At 37.4% G+C, this 16,733-nt stretch carries 17 protein-coding genes and 1 tRNA gene; 7 read left to right on the forward strand and 11 right to left on the reverse strand.

The window, feature by feature from the left end; genetic code table 11:
• The first annotated feature begins 9 nt into the window (after positions 1–9).
• From AC58NB_RS02130 to AC58NB_RS02150, 5 genes are all read left to right on the forward strand, one after another.
• Positions 10–285, forward strand: coding sequence for a Parvovirus coat protein VP1-like protein (locus AC58NB_RS02130; RefSeq protein ID WP_497425170.1), 276 nt, complete (start codon positions 10–12; stop codon positions 283–285).
• 176 nt (positions 286–461) lie between these two features.
• The gene (locus AC58NB_RS02135; RefSeq protein WP_497425171.1) at positions 462–1,337 is read left to right on the forward strand and encodes a YqjF family protein; all 876 of its coding nucleotides are present in this window, start codon (positions 462–464) and stop codon (positions 1,335–1,337) included.
• 128 nt (positions 1,338–1,465) lie between these two features.
• Positions 1,466–1,538 (forward strand) — tRNA-Lys (locus tag AC58NB_RS02140).
• Positions 1,539–1,691: 153 nt separating this feature from the next.
• Positions 1,692–1,859 carry a hypothetical protein gene (locus AC58NB_RS02145; protein WP_497425172.1) on the forward strand — a complete coding sequence of 56 codons (168 nt, stop codon included), beginning with the start codon at positions 1,692–1,694 and terminating at the stop codon, positions 1,857–1,859.
• Positions 1,860–2,297: 438 nt separating this feature from the next.
• Positions 2,298–4,679 carry a DUF6359 domain-containing protein gene (locus AC58NB_RS02150; RefSeq protein WP_497425173.1) on the forward strand — a complete coding sequence of 794 codons (2,382 nt, stop codon included), beginning with the start codon at positions 2,298–2,300 and terminating at the stop codon, positions 4,677–4,679.
• 388 nt (positions 4,680–5,067) lie between these two features.
• On the opposite strand, the gene AC58NB_RS02155 is transcribed toward AC58NB_RS02150, so the two are convergent.
• The 6 genes from AC58NB_RS02155 to AC58NB_RS02180 all read right to left on the reverse strand — a co-directional run bounded on the left by AC58NB_RS02155 (position 5,068) and on the right by AC58NB_RS02180 (position 9,790).
• Positions 5,068–5,451 carry a hypothetical protein gene (locus tag AC58NB_RS02155; protein WP_497425174.1) on the reverse strand — a complete coding sequence of 128 codons (384 nt, stop codon included), beginning with the start codon at positions 5,449–5,451 and terminating at the stop codon, positions 5,068–5,070.
• Positions 5,452–5,463: 12 nt separating this feature from the next.
• Positions 5,464–5,754: a hemolysin XhlA family protein gene (locus AC58NB_RS02160; protein WP_497425175.1), complete on the reverse strand. Its 291-nt coding sequence runs from the start codon at positions 5,752–5,754 to the stop codon at positions 5,464–5,466.
• 364 nt (positions 5,755–6,118) lie between these two features.
• Positions 6,119–6,496, reverse strand: a complete 378-nt coding sequence (locus AC58NB_RS02165) for a DUF8096 family protein (RefSeq protein WP_497425176.1) — start codon at positions 6,494–6,496, stop codon at positions 6,119–6,121.
• Between the two features lie 637 nt (positions 6,497–7,133).
• A complete protein-coding gene (glnA, locus tag AC58NB_RS02170; protein ID WP_497425177.1) occupies positions 7,134–8,468 on the reverse strand; it encodes a type I glutamate--ammonia ligase in 1,335 nt (444 codons plus the stop codon).
• Positions 8,469–8,514: 46 nt separating this feature from the next.
• Positions 8,515–8,928, reverse strand: a complete 414-nt coding sequence (locus AC58NB_RS02175; RefSeq protein WP_497425178.1) for a MerR family transcriptional regulator — start codon at positions 8,926–8,928, stop codon at positions 8,515–8,517.
• A 238-nt stretch (positions 8,929–9,166) separates the two neighbouring features.
• Positions 9,167–9,790, reverse strand: coding sequence for a uridine kinase family protein (locus AC58NB_RS02180; RefSeq protein WP_497425179.1), 624 nt, complete (start codon positions 9,788–9,790; stop codon positions 9,167–9,169).
• A 52-nt stretch (positions 9,791–9,842) separates the two neighbouring features.
• Here AC58NB_RS02180 and AC58NB_RS02185 point away from each other — a divergent pair, with 52 nt between their 5' ends.
• On the forward strand, positions 9,843–10,139 hold the full coding sequence (locus AC58NB_RS02185) for a hypothetical protein (protein ID WP_497425180.1): 297 nt from the start codon (positions 9,843–9,845) through the stop codon (positions 10,137–10,139).
• Between the two features lie 212 nt (positions 10,140–10,351).
• Here the strand turns inward: AC58NB_RS02185 and AC58NB_RS02190 are convergent, their stop codons facing one another.
• From AC58NB_RS02190 to hflX, 3 genes are all read right to left on the reverse strand, one after another.
• Positions 10,352–10,828, reverse strand: coding sequence for a small multi-drug export protein (locus AC58NB_RS02190; protein ID WP_497425181.1), 477 nt, complete (start codon positions 10,826–10,828; stop codon positions 10,352–10,354).
• A gap of 419 nt (positions 10,829–11,247) precedes the next feature.
• On the reverse strand, positions 11,248–12,510 hold the full coding sequence (locus AC58NB_RS02195; protein ID WP_497425182.1) for a methionine gamma-lyase family protein: 1,263 nt from the start codon (positions 12,508–12,510) through the stop codon (positions 11,248–11,250).
• 15 nt (positions 12,511–12,525) lie between these two features.
• On the reverse strand, positions 12,526–13,818 hold the full coding sequence (gene hflX, locus AC58NB_RS02200; protein WP_497425183.1) for a GTPase HflX: 1,293 nt from the start codon (positions 13,816–13,818) through the stop codon (positions 12,526–12,528).
• A 105-nt stretch (positions 13,819–13,923) separates the two neighbouring features.
• On the opposite strand from hflX, the gene AC58NB_RS02205 reads away from it, so the two are divergent.
• Positions 13,924–14,529 (forward strand): trimeric intracellular cation channel family protein, encoded by a 606-nt coding sequence (locus AC58NB_RS02205; RefSeq protein WP_497425184.1) that lies wholly within the window; start codon positions 13,924–13,926, stop codon positions 14,527–14,529.
• 193 nt (positions 14,530–14,722) lie between these two features.
• Here the strand turns inward: AC58NB_RS02205 and AC58NB_RS02210 are convergent, their stop codons facing one another.
• Positions 14,723–15,169, reverse strand: a complete 447-nt coding sequence (locus AC58NB_RS02210; protein ID WP_497425185.1) for a DUF6376 family protein — start codon at positions 15,167–15,169, stop codon at positions 14,723–14,725.
• 391 nt (positions 15,170–15,560) lie between these two features.
• Entirely contained in the window at positions 15,561–16,499 is a 939-nt protein-coding gene (spoVK, locus tag AC58NB_RS02215; RefSeq protein ID WP_497425538.1) for a stage V sporulation protein K, read from the reverse strand.
• Positions 16,500–16,733 lie beyond the last annotated feature (234 nt).

Raw genomic sequence — 16,733 nt, forward strand, 5'->3', positions numbered from 1 at the left:
GGTGGCATTATGAGAAGAAGAAATAGGCGGAAAAGGAAAGGATTATGTTACCCTGGATACAATTGGTGTGGACCAGGCTGTTCCGGTCCATGGGGGCCTACCAACCAGGTGGATTCATGCTGCAAAAGACATGATGATTGCTATGAAAGGTTTGGACCTACGAAACAGTGTGACGAAATGTTATTAAATTGTCTAGGGGCCCAAATAAATCCCCATACCAAAATGGGCCAAGATGCACATTTGTTTTATCAAATCATGCGGCTTCGATATAATCTCCGATATTGAGATGCATGATTTCTCCTCTTAGGAAAACACAGACTTCCACTTTTACTGAATTTACCGTTTATACTCACCTTACACCTGATTCATCTATCTATGTATGTTTTAGGAACATGATGACGAGGAAGGGGCAACCCTCCTCCTAAATAAATAGATCAAGGGTAAATTGATTGACTCACTAAATGAGCAAAACCAGTTGCGTAACTAATTACGCTCAAAGTACTCAAATCTTATCGCTATGTTTATTTGCCCCTGTATATGGGCAAATATTTACTATACTTAGAAAAGAGGGGAAAATGATGTATTTTGAACTGAATGAAACCCAACACCGCCCTTTCCCTATGCCTAATATGCCTTGGTTACTAACACAAGTATGGAATGATATGCTATTTTTACATTATCAAATCTCCCCCGCTCTTCTGCGTCCATATGTCCCGCAAGAATTAGAACTAGATTTATTCGAGAGAAAATCCTGGATTTCCATCATTCCTTTTAAAGTCACCAAAATGAGAGCACGAGGACTTCCGCATTTTCCTTATCTTCACACATATCTAGAATTGAATGTTCGCACCTATGTTAAATATAAGAATGTCCCAGGCATCTATTTTTTTAGTTTAGAAGCAGACAAGCTGTTAGCCGTCTTAGGTGCGCAAATGGGGTTAGGTTTACCTTATAAAAAGGCTCATATGTCTTTTCAGCAAGAGGGCGATCAATTTTATTTTTCAAGCGAAAGAACTGCTCACAATAAAGCTTACCAGTTTGATGTTCATTATGAACGTCAAAGGATTTTATATGAACCTGAACCAGATTCTTTAGATTTTTGGCTACTGGAACGATATAGTATGTACAGCTTTTGGGGAGATTTCATTATCAGAGGTGATATTCATCATGATCAATGGAAAGTAAGCATGGTTCATGCCGATATTTCAACTAATACCATGACAGCATTTTTACCAGATGGAGCTCGACAACTCGTTCCTTCACATATGCATTATTCAAGGAGAAAACGTTTTTTATTTTTCCCTCCAAAAATTGTGGGAAGCAAACTAAAATCATGATCCAGATTGGACACCAGTTAGTTAATTTTGTCTTTTTAACTTCCTCTCCTTTCTTTTCAGTTCCTGTAAGCATATTAGTTGAATAGTAGAATGAAAAGAGTAAAATAAATAATGTAATCAATATTTACGGGGTATTAGCTTAGTTGGTAGAGCAGTTGACTCTTAATCATCAGGTCGTAGGTTCGAGTCCTACATGCCCCATCCAAAAAGGATCCGCGCAACATCGCCGGATCCTTTTTGCATGCTAAAAATACAAACTTGACTTCATAATAATATTAAAATGTAAAATAGTATTAATCTGTCCGTAATAATGTAATTATATAATGAATTTATACTAGTTTTTCAGAAGGATAGATGCAAATGGACATTAAAGAACCAGTAGAAAAACCAAAAACTATAACGATTCCGCCAGTAATAAAAGACTTTATCGGAAATAAAGCAACATTGGAAGATTTAGAGCAATTAAAGCACTTAGTTGCCAAACGATACGCAGACTTGAAAGTACCCCGTCTTGATTATTGAGAGGGGTTTTTTTATGTGACTATATCCAATAGATAATTAATCATTAACAAGCTCTCATAATGGATTACGTATTATTATCAATACTACCTCCCCTTCTCTACGCTCGTTTCTCATTCTCCACAGTTAAAATTTAAAGCCATACAATACCCATCAACTGAATTTTAGTCGGATTTCCTAAAGTTTTATCTTTCAACATAGCTATATAACACGAAACTAACCCCCCTGACTATCTCACGTTTATTACATGGCTTGTAACAGAGATAATAAAAATTAATCACTCTGAATCTAAAGATTCTTTATAATAATAGTACAATCATGACTTTTTGCTTATGACGATTAGAAACTTCAACAGAAAGATGAATCTAACCACCCTGTACTGATTGCTCTTCGTTTTGTAATATATGGGACAAATAGCAGAAATATAAAGGAGAGTGTCGAATGTCTAAGCCTATTATTAATCGCTTCTTTGTCCCAACCTTTCTTGTTTTCCTGCTCCTCTCAATTTTCATTCCAGAGGAAACACCTAAGGCAGATGGACCTATTACCGTAGAAGAGGCAATTGCCAGCAATACAGGGAACACCACCGTTGAAGGCTATATCGTTGCCCACACCACAGGAAATAACAGCTATGATTTTGACTCCCCCTTCAGCAATGATTTTAATATCGCCCTCGCCGATTCACCGAATGAGACCGATAAAGAAAAGCTGCTTCCCATACAACTCTCGGGAAGCTTCCGAGCACAATTTGGGTTGCAGTCAAACCCGTCAATCATCGGCAGTAAAATTCAAGTTACTGGAAACCTTGAGACTTACTATACCGTGCCAGGATTAAAATCACCCACCTCTATCGTTTTTGCAGAAGAACCTGATACAACTCCTAAAGCCGCTCCTGTCACGAGTTTAATCTCTTCTGGACCAGTTTCATCGGGTACAGCTATTACCTTAACAACAAAAACGGAGAACGCGATCATCTACTATACAACAAACGGAATGGAGCCAACCATAAACAGCCAAGTGTACACGACTCCAATCATCATAACAGAGAATACAACAATTAAAGCAATCAGCATAGCAGATGGCTACAAAGACAGTGATATTGCAACACTAGTCTATTCCATTGCCACTAGCGGTTTAAAGATACATGACATCCAAGGTGCTGGGCATAACTCTCCTTATCAAGATCAATATGTGGCAGATGTTGAAGGTATCGTAACTTATATTGCCGACGCCAACAACTTCTACATGCAATCCTTAACGCCTGATAAAAACCTTGCGACCTCAGAAGGCATACTTGTCTATAAAAAAAACCATGCCGTACAAGTTGGGGATACAATTAAAGCAAGCGGCCAGGTTAAAGAATGGGTGCTTGAAGGATATGCCGAAAAATTAACTACTGATTTACCGGTAACGGAAATCAATGCTTCTAATATAACGATTGTAGATACATCACAGTCGCTACCAAAACCGATTGAGATTAGCCCGCTTAAAGGACAGCCAACACGAATCATCGATAACGACCAGTTCAGTCAGTTTGATCCTTGGCAGGACGGGGTTGATTATTACGAAAGCCTAGAGGGAATGCTTGTAAATATTAAACAGCCGAAGGTCATTGCCCCACAAGATTACGGTGAACTATATGTAGTGTCAAAATATACCCTGCTCAACACATTGGCAAAAGGTTTAAGAATTTCAGCAACCGACTATAACCCAGAGCGTATCATCGTTGATACCGGCGATTCAAGCTTTGTTACCAAGACTGGCGATTCTTTTACTGGAGATATTCACGGTGTTGTCAGTTATGGATTCAGCAATTACCGGATCTTATCCGATAAGGATGATTTACCGGATCTTAAAAATGGTAGCCTGAAACAAGAAGTAACGAAATTTAAGGAACATGCAAAAAAATTGACAGTCGCTTCCTATAACGTGGAGAATTTCTCCCCGAAGGAAAGCGATGAGAAAACTACAAAACTTGCAAAAGCCATTACAGACAATCTAAACCAGCCTGATATCATTGGTCTTACTGAAATTCAGGATAATGATGGTGCCACAAATAGCGGTAATACAGATGCAAGTGCAAGCTATCAAACATTGATTGATAAAATCAAAGAACTGGGCGGTCCCGCTTATTCATTCACAGATATCGCCCCGCTAAATAATCAAGACGGAGGCGCTCCTGGAGCGAATATCCGCGTCGGATTTTTGTATGACTCAGATCGCGTGTCACTGGCCTCTGCTCCCAAAGGAAGTGCCAATGAAGCTGTCGGCTTTGAGGATGGTAAACTTACTTTAAATCCAGGGCGAATTGCCCCCGAAAATCCAGCTTTCGATGATAGCCGTAAGCCTTTAGCTGCCCAATTCACCTTTAATGGGAAGGATGTTATCGTCATCGCTAATCATTTCAATTCAAAAGGCGGTGACCAACCGCTCTTCGGAAAAAATCAACCAGCCATATTGGCTAGTGAAGAACAGCGCATTAGCATTGCAAATGTGGTGAATCAATTCGCAAAAGAAATCCAATCCGAGGACAAGGATACCAATATTATTGTTCTCGGAGACTTAAATGATTTTGAATTTACAGATACACTCAAAACGCTAAAGGGCAGTGAGCTGACGAATATGATTGATTTTATTCCTACAGTTGACCGCTATACGTATGCCTATCAAGGTAATTTACAAACGCTTGACCACATCCTGGTATCAAAATCACTAACATTGCGTACTGCGGTTGATATCGTTCACATCAATGCTGCTTTCATGGAAGAACATGGACGGGCAAGCGATCATGATCCAGTACTAATACAAACCATACTTAAATAAGGTTCACTTGAATCAAGAGAAGGCGTTCCTAAAAGGATCGCCTTCTTTTCATTTGTGTAAGGTAAATTACAGTACGAGTCAAAATAAGATACATAACAATCCATTGTCATAGTTAACCAGAGGGTAAAGGTAAGGAATTGTTTCAAATTTTGACCACTTTATCGAGATACTGTGGTGGCGCTCAAATCCTATCTTTTCTAGCACTTGGAAGGAAGCGACATTCTATGCGCTAACAGTAGTTCAAAGCTGTGGCGCCCAGTAACAATCGCAGTGCCCAAGACCACAGACGCTGTCTCAATCGCATAGTATTTAAGGTAAACACCAAGAAGTAAATAGTTACGATAAATATAGGGTTCTTAAACCGAATTTACTAGTTCAAATAATTCCCCTATGATTCCATTAATTTAGTATATTTGACTTCGAATATATTCAACAAGCTAAAAACAAAGAGTAAAAAGAAAATGCCAGTTCCCCAGTTTAACGGAATGGCACTCATGGCATACGATACAGTTATCACTAAATAAATTATGGCAGATAAGCCAAGACCAATCTTTCTTAATGTATGATTATTAATTACCAATCCAATGACTTTTATGGTGGCAGCAAAGAAAAATACTAACGCAAAAAAGGTTTCACTTCCCAATTTTTCAAGTGTTCCATATAGTTTTGGCAATTGTTCGAACATATCGTTGTTAAACATACACACCAATGCCAGGTAATAACTCAACATGCTGACTAATGCTTCAAAATAAGGTATCCGCTTACGTTTCATGGTTCACCCTCCTTAATATAATTTCTGGATGGCAAACACAACAAAACCAATGACAGCTGATATAGTACCACCTATCACCGCGCCAGTGACCGTTCTTCTTAACCATACTGTATCTCCTTTTATATCTTCAAGAGTCTCCAGTATACCGGCTATCTGCTGACCGTGAATAATTTGGGTATCGTTAATTTTACCTACTCGGTCTTCTTGCTTGTCCATGCGACTATCCTGCTTATCCATTCGATCATCTTGTTTATCAAACCGCTTATCTGTTTGTTGTCGATAATCCTTAAACTCTTCTGCCATGTATTCACCAACTGTCTCTAATCATCCATACCCTTCATCCTTATCGTATGCAAATTTCATCTCCGTTGTGTCATTGTGTCAAGTTTCCAGCTAACCTACTGCCCTTCATTCAACATTGGGCGATTGACAGGGGAGTTCATCACTCTTAGGACCTCTAATAAGAAGTCCTAAAATATATTATTTAATTACTTTTACTCAGATTAGAATGATAACGAAAAAAGCCTAAGTATATAAATATACTCAGACTTCTTTCTGTAAGGTTATTATAAACAAATCTAAAAAGGTGGCACGGTATGGGAATATGTGCAATTTCAATATAGCTCAAAAACAAATAATTGTAAATAATTCCTAAAATAAACGTGTGTTAAATAGACTTCTCCATACCGCACTTGTGACATTCAAGAAGGAAGATACCTTTACCCCCAGAGGATTTGAAGTAAGAACTGCCACAATGATCACACCTTCCAGCAATTTTTTCTGGATAAGTATAATTCTTATCTAAATCGTATTGTTGCTTTCCCCCCACGTCAGTCATCTCAGATGTATTATTCGGCATATCCAAGAGAGGACTGACGATAAACCACTTACATATTACCGTACCGTTGTAATTCGATACCATTTCTAACTTATTTAGTTTCAGATGTATGTTGAGAATTTTTTTATTAACTTTCTTAGATGGTCTTACATAGTTAAGTAAATATCGCAATTTTAACTTGTAGAAAATACACAAAAATTTACTCATTGATATAATTTCCTTTTTGAGTAAGGATAACAGGTGTGTATACTATTGCCAAGAGACTATGTTCCTTGAGCTATTTTAACTACTACATCGTTTGTTCCGAAAGCGATTTACCGATAATCTCTTAACATACCGTTGATATTCGCTGCCCAACCTTATTTTTTTATGAATTTTACATATTTGTTGTAGAAAAATTGTTTTTTGACAAGATGGGCAGCGACAGTGTTCCACCATTTTTAATTTAAATTTTCAATCCATAAGCATAACACCTTTTTATTTTATCAATGTATTTACTCATTATAAAATTCCTCCAAAAATTTAATCTATATAAGATACGTTTAGACAGGTAATTTTATAGTAATAAGACAAACTTTTTACTAAATCAAAACTTTTCGTTCTGAATTCAAACGTACAATTGCTTCCCCAATGATATTCGCAATTGGCCTATCATCACTTCTCATATATCTAAAAAGATTGAAGCAGATCCCATGAATAAATTTGAGGATTTCATGAGGGACATGTTAAATAGATAAAAATTCGTGGACAGTTTGTGGGCAGTTTTAAAATAACTTAGACTTATGTATTTGCCCACAAAAATAAAAAACCCTCAATACCAATGGTATCAAGGGTTTCATTTTGATTAATACATTTGAATGTATTGTTCTCTTTCCCATGGGTGAACTTGGGTGCGGAACATATCCCATTCAATCTCTTTCGCTTCAATAAAGTGTTCAAGAATGTGATCACCAAGACCTTGCATGATGACAGGGTTTTTTTGTAATTCGACTAATGCTTGGTACAAAGTAGCCGGTAGATCTTTTATTCCTTCTTCTTCACGTTCTTCAGCTGACATTACATAGATATTGCGATCAATTGGAGCTGGAGCTTTTTTCTGATTTCTAATTCCGTCAAGACCGGCACTTAGTAATACAGCCATCGCTAGGTATGGATTGGCAGTTGGGTCAACGGAACGAACCTCAACACGTGTGCTTAATCCACGTGAAGCTGGAATACGGATTAAAGGACTGCGGTTACGAGCAGACCAAGCCACATAACAAGGCGCTTCGTATCCAGGTACTAAACGTTTGTATGAGTTAACTGTTGGATTAGTTACGGCTGTGAACGCAGGTGCATGTTCAATGATACCAGCGATGAATTGACGAGCTGTATCGCTCAATTCAATATCTCCCTTTGTATCATAGAATGCGTTTTTCCCATCAGAGAATAAAGATAAGTTCATGTGCATTCCCGAACCATTCACGCCAAACAATGGTTTTGCCATGAAGGTTGCGTGTAAGCCATGTTTACGTGCAATCGTTTTTACAACCAATTTGAATGTTTGGATTTGGTCACATGCTGTGATAGCATCTGCATATTTAAAATCAATCTCATGTTGTCCAGGAGCTACCTCATGGTGAGAAGCTTCAATTTCAAATCCCATTTCTTCAAGTTCAAGAACAATATCACGACGGCAGTTTTCACCTAAGTCTGTAGGAGCAAGGTCAAAATATCCACCTTTATCATTCAACTCTAAAGTTGGTTCCCCTGCTGGATCTAGTTTAAATAAGAAAAATTCCGGTTCAGGTCCCAAATTGAAGTCTGTGAAGCCAAGCTCTTTCATTTCTTCCAACACACGTTTTAAATTAGCACGCGGGTCCCCAGAGAATGGCGTTCCATCTGGATTGTAAATGTCACAGATTAGACGAGCCACTTTTCCTTTTTCAGCAGTCCAAGGGAAGACTACCCATGTATCAAGATCCGGATATAACAACATATCAGATTCTTCAATACGTACGAATCCTTCGATTGATGAACCATCAAACATCATTTTATTTTCTAATGCTTTATCCAGCTGACTTACAGGAATTTCAACATTTTTAATTGTTCCCAGAATGTCAGTAAATTGCAGTCGAATGAACTTAACGTTTTCTTCTTTCGCTAACTTTCTAATGTCCTCAGCAGTGTATTTCCCCATCTTCTTCGTCCTCCTTGAATAATAAAGCTTTTTTATATTTTAATTTTTAATGAAAAAAACGATGCATATCACCAGATTGATTGCTGCCTCTTGTTGTAAAGCGGCCAGCCTTTAAAATTTCATCACGTAGCAATTTTCTTAATTGCGCATTAGTCAATTCTGGTTTTGGTTGTACTTTTGATTGTTCCTCTTTATCTATTGTTTCAGTTGGCTCCAATTCAGATAATCCAAGAATTTTTTTAATCCCAGCCATATTTATGCCTTGATCAAGTAATTCTTTAATTTCCAAAAGACGATCAATATCGTTTAATGAAAACATCCTTCGATTTCCATCTGTTCTGGCAGGATGAACCAATTGGTGCTCTTCATAATAGCGGATTTGACGTGCAGTTAAATCGGTCAGCTGCATGACAATACTTATTGGAAAAAGTGGCATCGTTCTTCTGATGTTACCGCTCACCACTGTATCCCCCTTCAATATCTCTTATTGATATTGTTAGTTTATGCCATGTAAACTTCTTTGTCAATCATATGTAAGGTTTTCTGACATGAAAATTCAAAAGTATGGTCTCTAGCAGCCTACCCAACTCTTTTACCCCACTTACAGACAAATAACCTATTAATTTACCTGTAAATAAATGTAATCCTTAAGACCAACTTCCATACGACTAGTAAAGTTCCATTTCACTCGTTTTTCTTTATAGCGGTAAATCTTTATTCATTCCATTAAAGATTAAATCTGCTCTTTTAAAAGGTTGATATGTTTCAACATAAACGTCTTCTGCTATCATCCAATTATTTTCCCACCTATCACGGGCATCTTCCCCATCTCTATCAAGGCCTCGTGAAAGCCTGACTTTTCGTGAACATTCAACCCATATTGTGAAATCATATTTATTAAATAATTCCTTCCGGATCGAATAAACACCTTCTATAATGACAATTCCTCCAATGGGAACAGTACACCATTCTGTTAAATCATCCACCTCCCAATCATATCGCTGAAAATATCCTTCTTTGTTTTGACTGATCGGAATGAGTACCTGATTTAACAAACGCTTCCAATCAAAGTCTGCGCCAATAGATTTTTTCTTTGGATTTATACGTAATATTTGTGAAGATGGTAAATAAAAATCGTCCATATGTACAATTGTTACATCTGAAAATCTATCTTTTATCTTTTTAGCAAGTGTACTTTTCCCTGCGCCCCCACAGCCATCAATCCCAATTAACAAGGTTGATTGTTTTTGGGGGATTGTGTTAATTAACGCAAGCAATTCTTCAAAATATTGCAACTCTCTATTTTTGGGTTGATCATTCATCTAATCACCACCAGAGATTTCATTATCACTCTGTATCTCTTAATTTACCGGAGTGTTATTAGGTTCAGAACATCTTGAAGAAATTAAATCCATTTTCTACGGAAAAACATTTAAAGCAGATATGTTACTTAATGATCTTTTTCATGAAATAGTCATTTACTTAATGACTACAATAGATGCAGCTGCATCAAAAGATATAAATATCGATAATTTGCCAGAATCAATAAAGGATGAGGTGGGTTACCGAAACAAAGAAGGATTTTTTATGGATATCGTTGCTATAATATATTCATTAGGATTGGTGTATTCTAATGAAAGGAATATGAAGTTTGTACAAAGCTATTATTGATGTGAATTTAAAAAGAGAGTGCTAGATGTAAAAAACAAACCCTATAAGAGGCTCATTAATAACATAACTGTACCCGGTACAATCTTAGAAGAACAAAAAACAGTAAACTAGACTAATCTTGTCAATGGTAGGAAATTCTTTTTTATATTAAGCAAAAAGAAAAGGTTTGTCATTGCGACATCCTTTTTTTCTAACTATGTATATATCTCAATCTAAATTATGTATCGCAATTCATACACATACACAGATCCCAATGTCATTACAACCGACCAAATGACCAAACTAACCCCCATTAAAGTAACTACTCTGATTTTAGAAGAACCAAGCACAAGAGCCATTAAAGCAGCTATATCTGTCCCAAGTATGGAAGGCGACAGTAAAACGAAAACTGGAAGACCGTATTTTTCCCAAATATGTTTGGCTCTCGTTTCCCTTTTTGTCGGTCCCGTTTTTCCTTTCTTTGCTCTGCGTTTGTTACGCCATTCGGCAATTTGTCTAAAGAACATAGCAAATACTATAACCATAATAAAATTTCCTAAAAAAGAAATAACCCCAACAGCTATAGGTGACATCCCCAATGCGACACCTACTGGAATAATATAAAACACATCTAGAAACGGTAATATTGATAGTAAAAATAACGCAATATACTGCCAAATTCCATCTGCCTGCTGAACCCATTCAACCATTTGAACCCCCCCTTGTAATATAGCGAAAATGCATATTTATCAATCGTTTATCGAAAACCCCTTCGTTACGATTCACCTCCTCATTTAACAAATTCGACATTTGGAATAAAATCCCTTTATATAGGAAAATATTCATATATTGTGACGAAGGAATTTATGTGAGAATAAATGATATAGAAGATATAGAGAATAATAAAAAATAGGTAAGTTTACCAACTCTGAGTGGGCAGAAGATTTTTTGAAAGGAAATTTGTATATGAATAACATCCATCATTTTATCGAACAAGAAAATAACACTATATTGTATAACGACATTTTTATGATCCATTCGCGAGAAATCATTTGCTACTATTCAAATTACCGATTTTTCATAAATAAAAAACTCCCTCATTAAAAAACAAGGGAGTCATTTCAGAATTCTATATTAAACCTTTTTCAATCATCTGATCGATGGCTTTGCAGATGGCTATTTTAACATGAGAGTAAGTTAGTCCACCCTGTACAAAGGCAGTATACGGCGGTCTTAACGGACCATCAGCCGTTAATTCAATGCTTGCACCCTGTATAAAGGTCCCAGCTGCCATGATTACATCATCCTCATATCCAGGCATATATGCAGGATATGGAGTCACATGGGAGTTGACTGGTGAAGCGAACTGAATTTGCTGACAGAACAGAACCATTTTTTCTCTGTCATGGAACTGGACTGATTGAATCAAGTCTGTTCTCGGTTCATTCCAGGTAGGTGAAGGATTGAATCCCCATTTCTCAAGCATTGCTGCTGTAAAGATTGCCCCTTTTAAGGATTGCCCAACAACATGCGGGGCCAAAAAGAATCCCTGGTACATCTCCAATAAGCTATACAACGAAGCACCAGCTTCTGCTCCAATTCCCGGTGTCGTTAAACGATACGCACAGCGCTCGACTAAATCAGCTCTGCCGGCAATATATCCACCTGTTTTCGCCAAACCTCCACCAGGATTTTTGATTAAGGAACCTGCCATTAAATCTGCTCCAACTTGAGTAGGTTCCATTTTCTCAACAAATTCTCCATAGCAGTTATCCACAAAAACAATCACATCTTGTTTGATCGCTTTTACATATTGGATCATTTCTTGGATTTCAGATATCGTAAACGATGGTCGATTATCATAGCCTTTTGAGCGCTGAATCCCGATTACTTTTGTATTTGGCTTGATAGCTTTTCCTACTTCTTCAAAATCTACATAGCCATCTTCCTTTAAAGCAACAGATTGATAGGAAATTTGGTATTCCTTTAATGAACCTATGCCACTTCCACGAATACCAACAATTTCTTCAAGCGTGTCATATGGCTTCCCCGTAATATATAAAAGCTCATCACCAGGCCGTAACACACCAAATAAAGAAGTAGAAATAGCGTGTGTTCCTGATATGATTTGCGGACGGACTAGAGCTGCTTCTGCACCAAAAACATGGGCAAACACCTTTTCCAATGTGTCCCTTCCCATATCATCATACCCATATCCTGTTGATGGGTTAAAGTGAGCATCACTCACTTGATTTTCCTGGAAGGCTTTTAATACCTTCGCAGTATTAAAATCTACATTTTCATCTATTTCTAAAAATCTTTCAGAAACCATTTTCTCAGTTTCCTGAACAGTCTCTTTTATTCTCTCACCGTTCTTTAATTGTTCAAACATGTTGTACTTCTACTCCTACTCATAATTTTTAATAATTCCCATGATTGCATGGTCTGCTAATGCCAATCCCTTTAAATGATAGGTTTCATTGCTTTCATGGAACTCATTTGATTTAACAATTGTCTCATCCTTTAAGCGGGCTATGAGCTTCCCTTCACTTGCAGGAATCTTAACGGAATATGGTTCCATAAAGCTTTCAACCAGCTTTTCCATTTCCTGTAGAAGCTGTTGAATCCCTTCATCCTGACGTGCAGATATGTGAATGGATTTTTCCTTGGATGTCGGCACAAATTCTGGATGGGCAGCATCTTTTTTGTTATAAACAATTAATTGAGGTATATCCTCTGCTTCCAAATCTTTTATAATTTTTTGAACCGTCTTCTCATGATTATAGGCATCAGGATGAGAAGAATCCACCACATGTAATATAGCATCAGATTCCGTCACTTCTTCAAGCGTTGACCTGAAAGCCGCAACTAATGACGTTGGTAAATCTTGGATGAAACCAACGGTATCACTGATAAGAACTTTGTATCCTGATGGCAGGAGACATTCTCTTGTCATCGGATCAAGGGTTGCAAACAGCTGATTTTCTTCATAAGAGTCAGCTTCAGCCAAACGGTTAAATAACGTCGACTTTCCGGCATTCGTATAACCTGCGAGCGCAATCTGGAAACGGTTATTTCTTTTTCTGCGGGCTCTGTAACGCTCACGGTGCTTAACAACTGAGTCCAATTGCCTTTTTATCTCATCTAGCCTACGGCGAATATGGCGTCGATCGGATTCCAATTTTGTTTCCCCAGGTCCCCTCGTACCGATTCCACCACCGAGTCTTGATAATTCAGTACCTTGTCCTGCTAATCTTGGCAGCATATATTGTAATTGCGCCAACTCTACCTGCATTTGCCCTTCACGAGAACGCGCACGTTGAGCAAAGATATCCAATATAAGCTGGGTACGGTCAACAATTCTCGTCCCCAGTTCCTTGCCCAAATTTCGTATTTGACTTGGAGACAATTCATCATTAAAGATGACGACATCCGGTTCAAGCTCTTCAACTAATGCAACGAGCTCCTCTACTTTCCCTTTTCCAATATAGGTTGCTGGATGAGGCTTAACTCTTTTTTGAGAGATTCGTACAAGTGCCTGCCCTCCAGCCGTTTCCGTTAAAGATTTAAGCTCCTCCATAGAGGATTCAAATCTGTTATCGTCAATATTTTCGCGTTGACAGCCAACCAATATGGCTCTTTCATATGTATCTTCCATTATGATGTCACTTCCTTCATACTTCGCTATTCTTCTTATCATACCAAAAAAATGGACCGTTCCAAACATTGTATTCAAATGATATGATAAATTAGCTGGATTTTAAAGCATTATTTAAATTTTATGTTAGGAGAATGTTAAAAAAGTATGACATGGGATGTTTTAAGTATTATTGGAACCATCGCTTTTGCGATTAGCGGTGCATTAGTGGCTATGGAAGAGGAATATGACTTATTTGGCCTTTATTTACTGGGCTTTGTAACAGCCTTTGGAGGTGGAGCCATTCGTAATCTTCTTCTCGGCATACCAATTATCAATATTTGGGATCAAAATAACTTATTTTTTATTGCTTTCATTTCCATAAGTGTCGTTTGTTTATTTCAACATTCTCTTTTGAAGCATTGGAACCGGTGGGGGAATTTTTTTGATGCGATTGGTCTCAGTGCTTTCGCTGTTCAGGGTGCTTTATTGGCAACTGAACTGTCTTTACCACTGATTGCGGTCATTTTCGCCGCGATTCTCACAGGTAGCGGTGGCGGAATTGTTCGCGATGTGCTCGCAGGCAGGAAGCCGATATTACTAAGATCTGAAATTTATGCCATCTGGGCAGGGATTGCAGGGCTCTTAATCGGTCTAGGCGTGATGACAACCAACCTTGAATTATACCTTTTGTTTGCAATGATTACATTTTTAAGAATGCTATCCTATCTTTATCAGTGGCAATTACCCGTTGTACAGAAAAATACTGAATAGACGGATAGTAATTAGATTCATACAACATACATATCTACTTTTTTCTTTAAAACCCGTGAAAATTTTACAAAAGAAAGAGAACTCTATCATTTGCTTAGAGTTCCTTTTTTATAGATTACTATCGTCCCATATTCACACATCATTGTCACCCATGTTACTATATCTAATCCTACATAAACGAATAGATAGCCATTTATTCACTTAATTTATTGATTTGGCTTAACAGATCGTCATAAACAGCTATTTCCTCTAGTAAACCAATTTCCGAAAGTAATTCTGAGCTTAATGTACCTGACTCAATCTTTTCCATATATAACTCAATCTTGCTTGCCAGTTCCTCATTATGCTCTACCACTTGATTATGGATATCCTCTAACATAGCTGGCGCTTCAAGTATATTGAATTCTTCTATTTCATTTTGCATGTCTGTTAATAATTCTTCTAATTGAACTTTCGAGTTTAAATCGGTAATAGCTTCTTCTGCTACAGTTGGTAATTCTTTTGCGAACTGATTAACCTCATCCATGTATTCCTTCGCTTCCGTAACATAATCTAAAGAATTTGACACATCCTCTACTGCCGAACAACCCGTTATAAAAATAGTCATAGGTAAAATAAACATGGCTACTAATTTTTTCATTCTATTTCCTCCATTCAATTTCTCAGGATCAGCTACTGATTAAATATAGGTTATCTCAATACCTGTCCCCTAAATGATTTTACGTAAAAATAATTGTACCAATCGATGAAACAGCAACGTTTTTTCTTATCAAACCTTTTTTTAAATAAAGCATTTCTTTGTTTCATCAGATTACCATAATAAAGATAGCCAAAACTACTAATATCTTCTAGTCTAACATACAACCAATTTCATCCCTTGTTCTGAACGAACCGTCTTGACCGTAGTCTGATAGAATTTAGAACAAAATTCGTTCTTCCCATAAACACAATCCCTATTATTCTTCAAAAAACAGAGTGCCCTATAAGCTGGTGTACAACTTATAAGGCACCCTAATTGATTATATTCATACTTACTCAAACGTATCAAAGACCAAATCATCACTTCTGATGGTCATTAAATCTCTTCTCTCATATTGATCCGCCATTAAAAGACGCATCGCTTGAGCCCTGATTGACTTTTCAATCACATTCCTTACGTATCTGCCATTTGAAAATGACTTTAAGTTTATAACATTCGTTATATAATGCAGGTGATCTCGAAGTTTTCTTTCCGCATCTGCACTATATACATATTGCCGTGCTTTCAGCATCTTCTTACTAATATCCATTAACTGATCAACCGAATAATCCGGGAAATCAATCACAATCGGAAAGCGGGAATGTAATCCGGGATTCAATGTTAAAAAATACTCCATTTCCCGTGAATATCCTGCAAGAATAAGAATGAAATCGTGTTGCCGATCCTCCATATGTTTCACTAATGTATCAATCGCTTCCTTGCCAAAATCTTTTTCTCCACCCCGCCCAAGCGAATAGGCTTCATCCACAAACAAAATACCGCCAATTGCTTTTTTAATCAAATCGCGTGTCTTTTGTGCCGTATGACCAATGTATTCTCCCACAAGATCAGCACGCTCCGCTTCAATCAAATGTCCTTTACTCAAGACATTCATCTTTACAAACAGTTCTCCAATTAAACGAGCAACTGTCGTTTTCCCTGTACCCGGGTTGCCTTTAAACATCATATGCAGCGCCTGTTTTTCTGCCTTAAGTCCGGCTACTTCTCGTTGTTTATTTACATATATCCAAGCGTAAATTTCCTTTATAACTCTTTTCATTTCCTCCATGCCTACAAGACTATTTAGTTCAGCCTCTATTTCTTTAAGAGCTATATGATGAGAAGGTATTTCCCTGGGTAGTGGAGAAACATTTGAAAGTGGCTTTTCTTGAACATTTGTTTGCTCATTCTTCAACACAATGTTAATCTGCCCATTATTTCTTACCCGCATTGGCTGTCGCTCCACTCTATCACCTCTTTAAATGAAGCCATCTTCCCCCTTTTTATCAAACACATTCGACAAAGTGAAGGCAAAAGAGACAAGAGCCCTCCTGAAACTACAAATTAAATCGTATTATTTCTACGAAGACATCCTTGCTTGTCATATACTGCGATTGCCCGGAAAATAATTGTATTTCCTCTTTTTAATTATATTCCTGCTTCCCCTATTACAGAATGAAAAAAT

It is taken from the genome of Pradoshia sp. TA40_28 (genome assembly GCF_059694525.1).

Bases quoted from the DNA above. Each gene is read 5' to 3' on its own strand.
- AC58NB_RS02130 (WP_497425170.1), top strand. From the start codon at position 10: ATGAGAAGAAGAAATAGGCGGAAAAGGAAAGGATTATGTTACCCTGGA.
- AC58NB_RS02150 (WP_497425173.1), top strand. From the start codon at position 2,298: ATGTCTAAGCCTATTATTAATCGCTTCTTTGTCCCAACCTTTCTTGTT.
- AC58NB_RS02210 (WP_497425185.1), bottom strand. From the start codon at position 15,169: ATGAAAAAATTAGTAGCCATGTTTATTTTACCTATGACTATTTTTATA.
- AC58NB_RS02145 (WP_497425172.1), top strand. From the start codon at position 1,692: ATGCAAATGGACATTAAAGAACCAGTAGAAAAACCAAAAACTATAACG.
- AC58NB_RS02190 (WP_497425181.1), bottom strand. From the start codon at position 10,828: ATGGTTGAATGGGTTCAGCAGGCAGATGGAATTTGGCAGTATATTGCG.
- AC58NB_RS02160 (WP_497425175.1), bottom strand. From the start codon at position 5,754: ATGGCAGAAGAGTTTAAGGATTATCGACAACAAACAGATAAGCGGTTT.
- AC58NB_RS02165 (WP_497425176.1), bottom strand. From the start codon at position 6,496: ATGAGTAAATTTTTGTGTATTTTCTACAAGTTAAAATTGCGATATTTA.
- hflX (WP_497425183.1), bottom strand. From the start codon at position 13,818: ATGATAAGAAGAATAGCGAAGTATGAAGGAAGTGACATCATAATGGAA.
- spoVK (WP_497425538.1), bottom strand. From the start codon at position 16,499: ATGCGGGTAAGAAATAATGGGCAGATTAACATTGTGTTGAAGAATGAG.
- AC58NB_RS02195 (WP_497425182.1), bottom strand. From the start codon at position 12,510: ATGTTTGAACAATTAAAGAACGGTGAGAGAATAAAAGAGACTGTTCAG.
- AC58NB_RS02135 (WP_497425171.1), top strand. From the start codon at position 462: ATGAGCAAAACCAGTTGCGTAACTAATTACGCTCAAAGTACTCAAATC.
- AC58NB_RS02180 (WP_497425179.1), bottom strand. From the start codon at position 9,790: ATGAATGATCAACCCAAAAATAGAGAGTTGCAATATTTTGAAGAATTG.
- AC58NB_RS02155 (WP_497425174.1), bottom strand. From the start codon at position 5,451: ATGAAACGTAAGCGGATACCTTATTTTGAAGCATTAGTCAGCATGTTG.
- AC58NB_RS02205 (WP_497425184.1), top strand. From the start codon at position 13,924: ATGACATGGGATGTTTTAAGTATTATTGGAACCATCGCTTTTGCGATT.
- glnA (WP_497425177.1), bottom strand. From the start codon at position 8,468: ATGGGGAAATACACTGCTGAGGACATTAGAAAGTTAGCGAAAGAAGAA.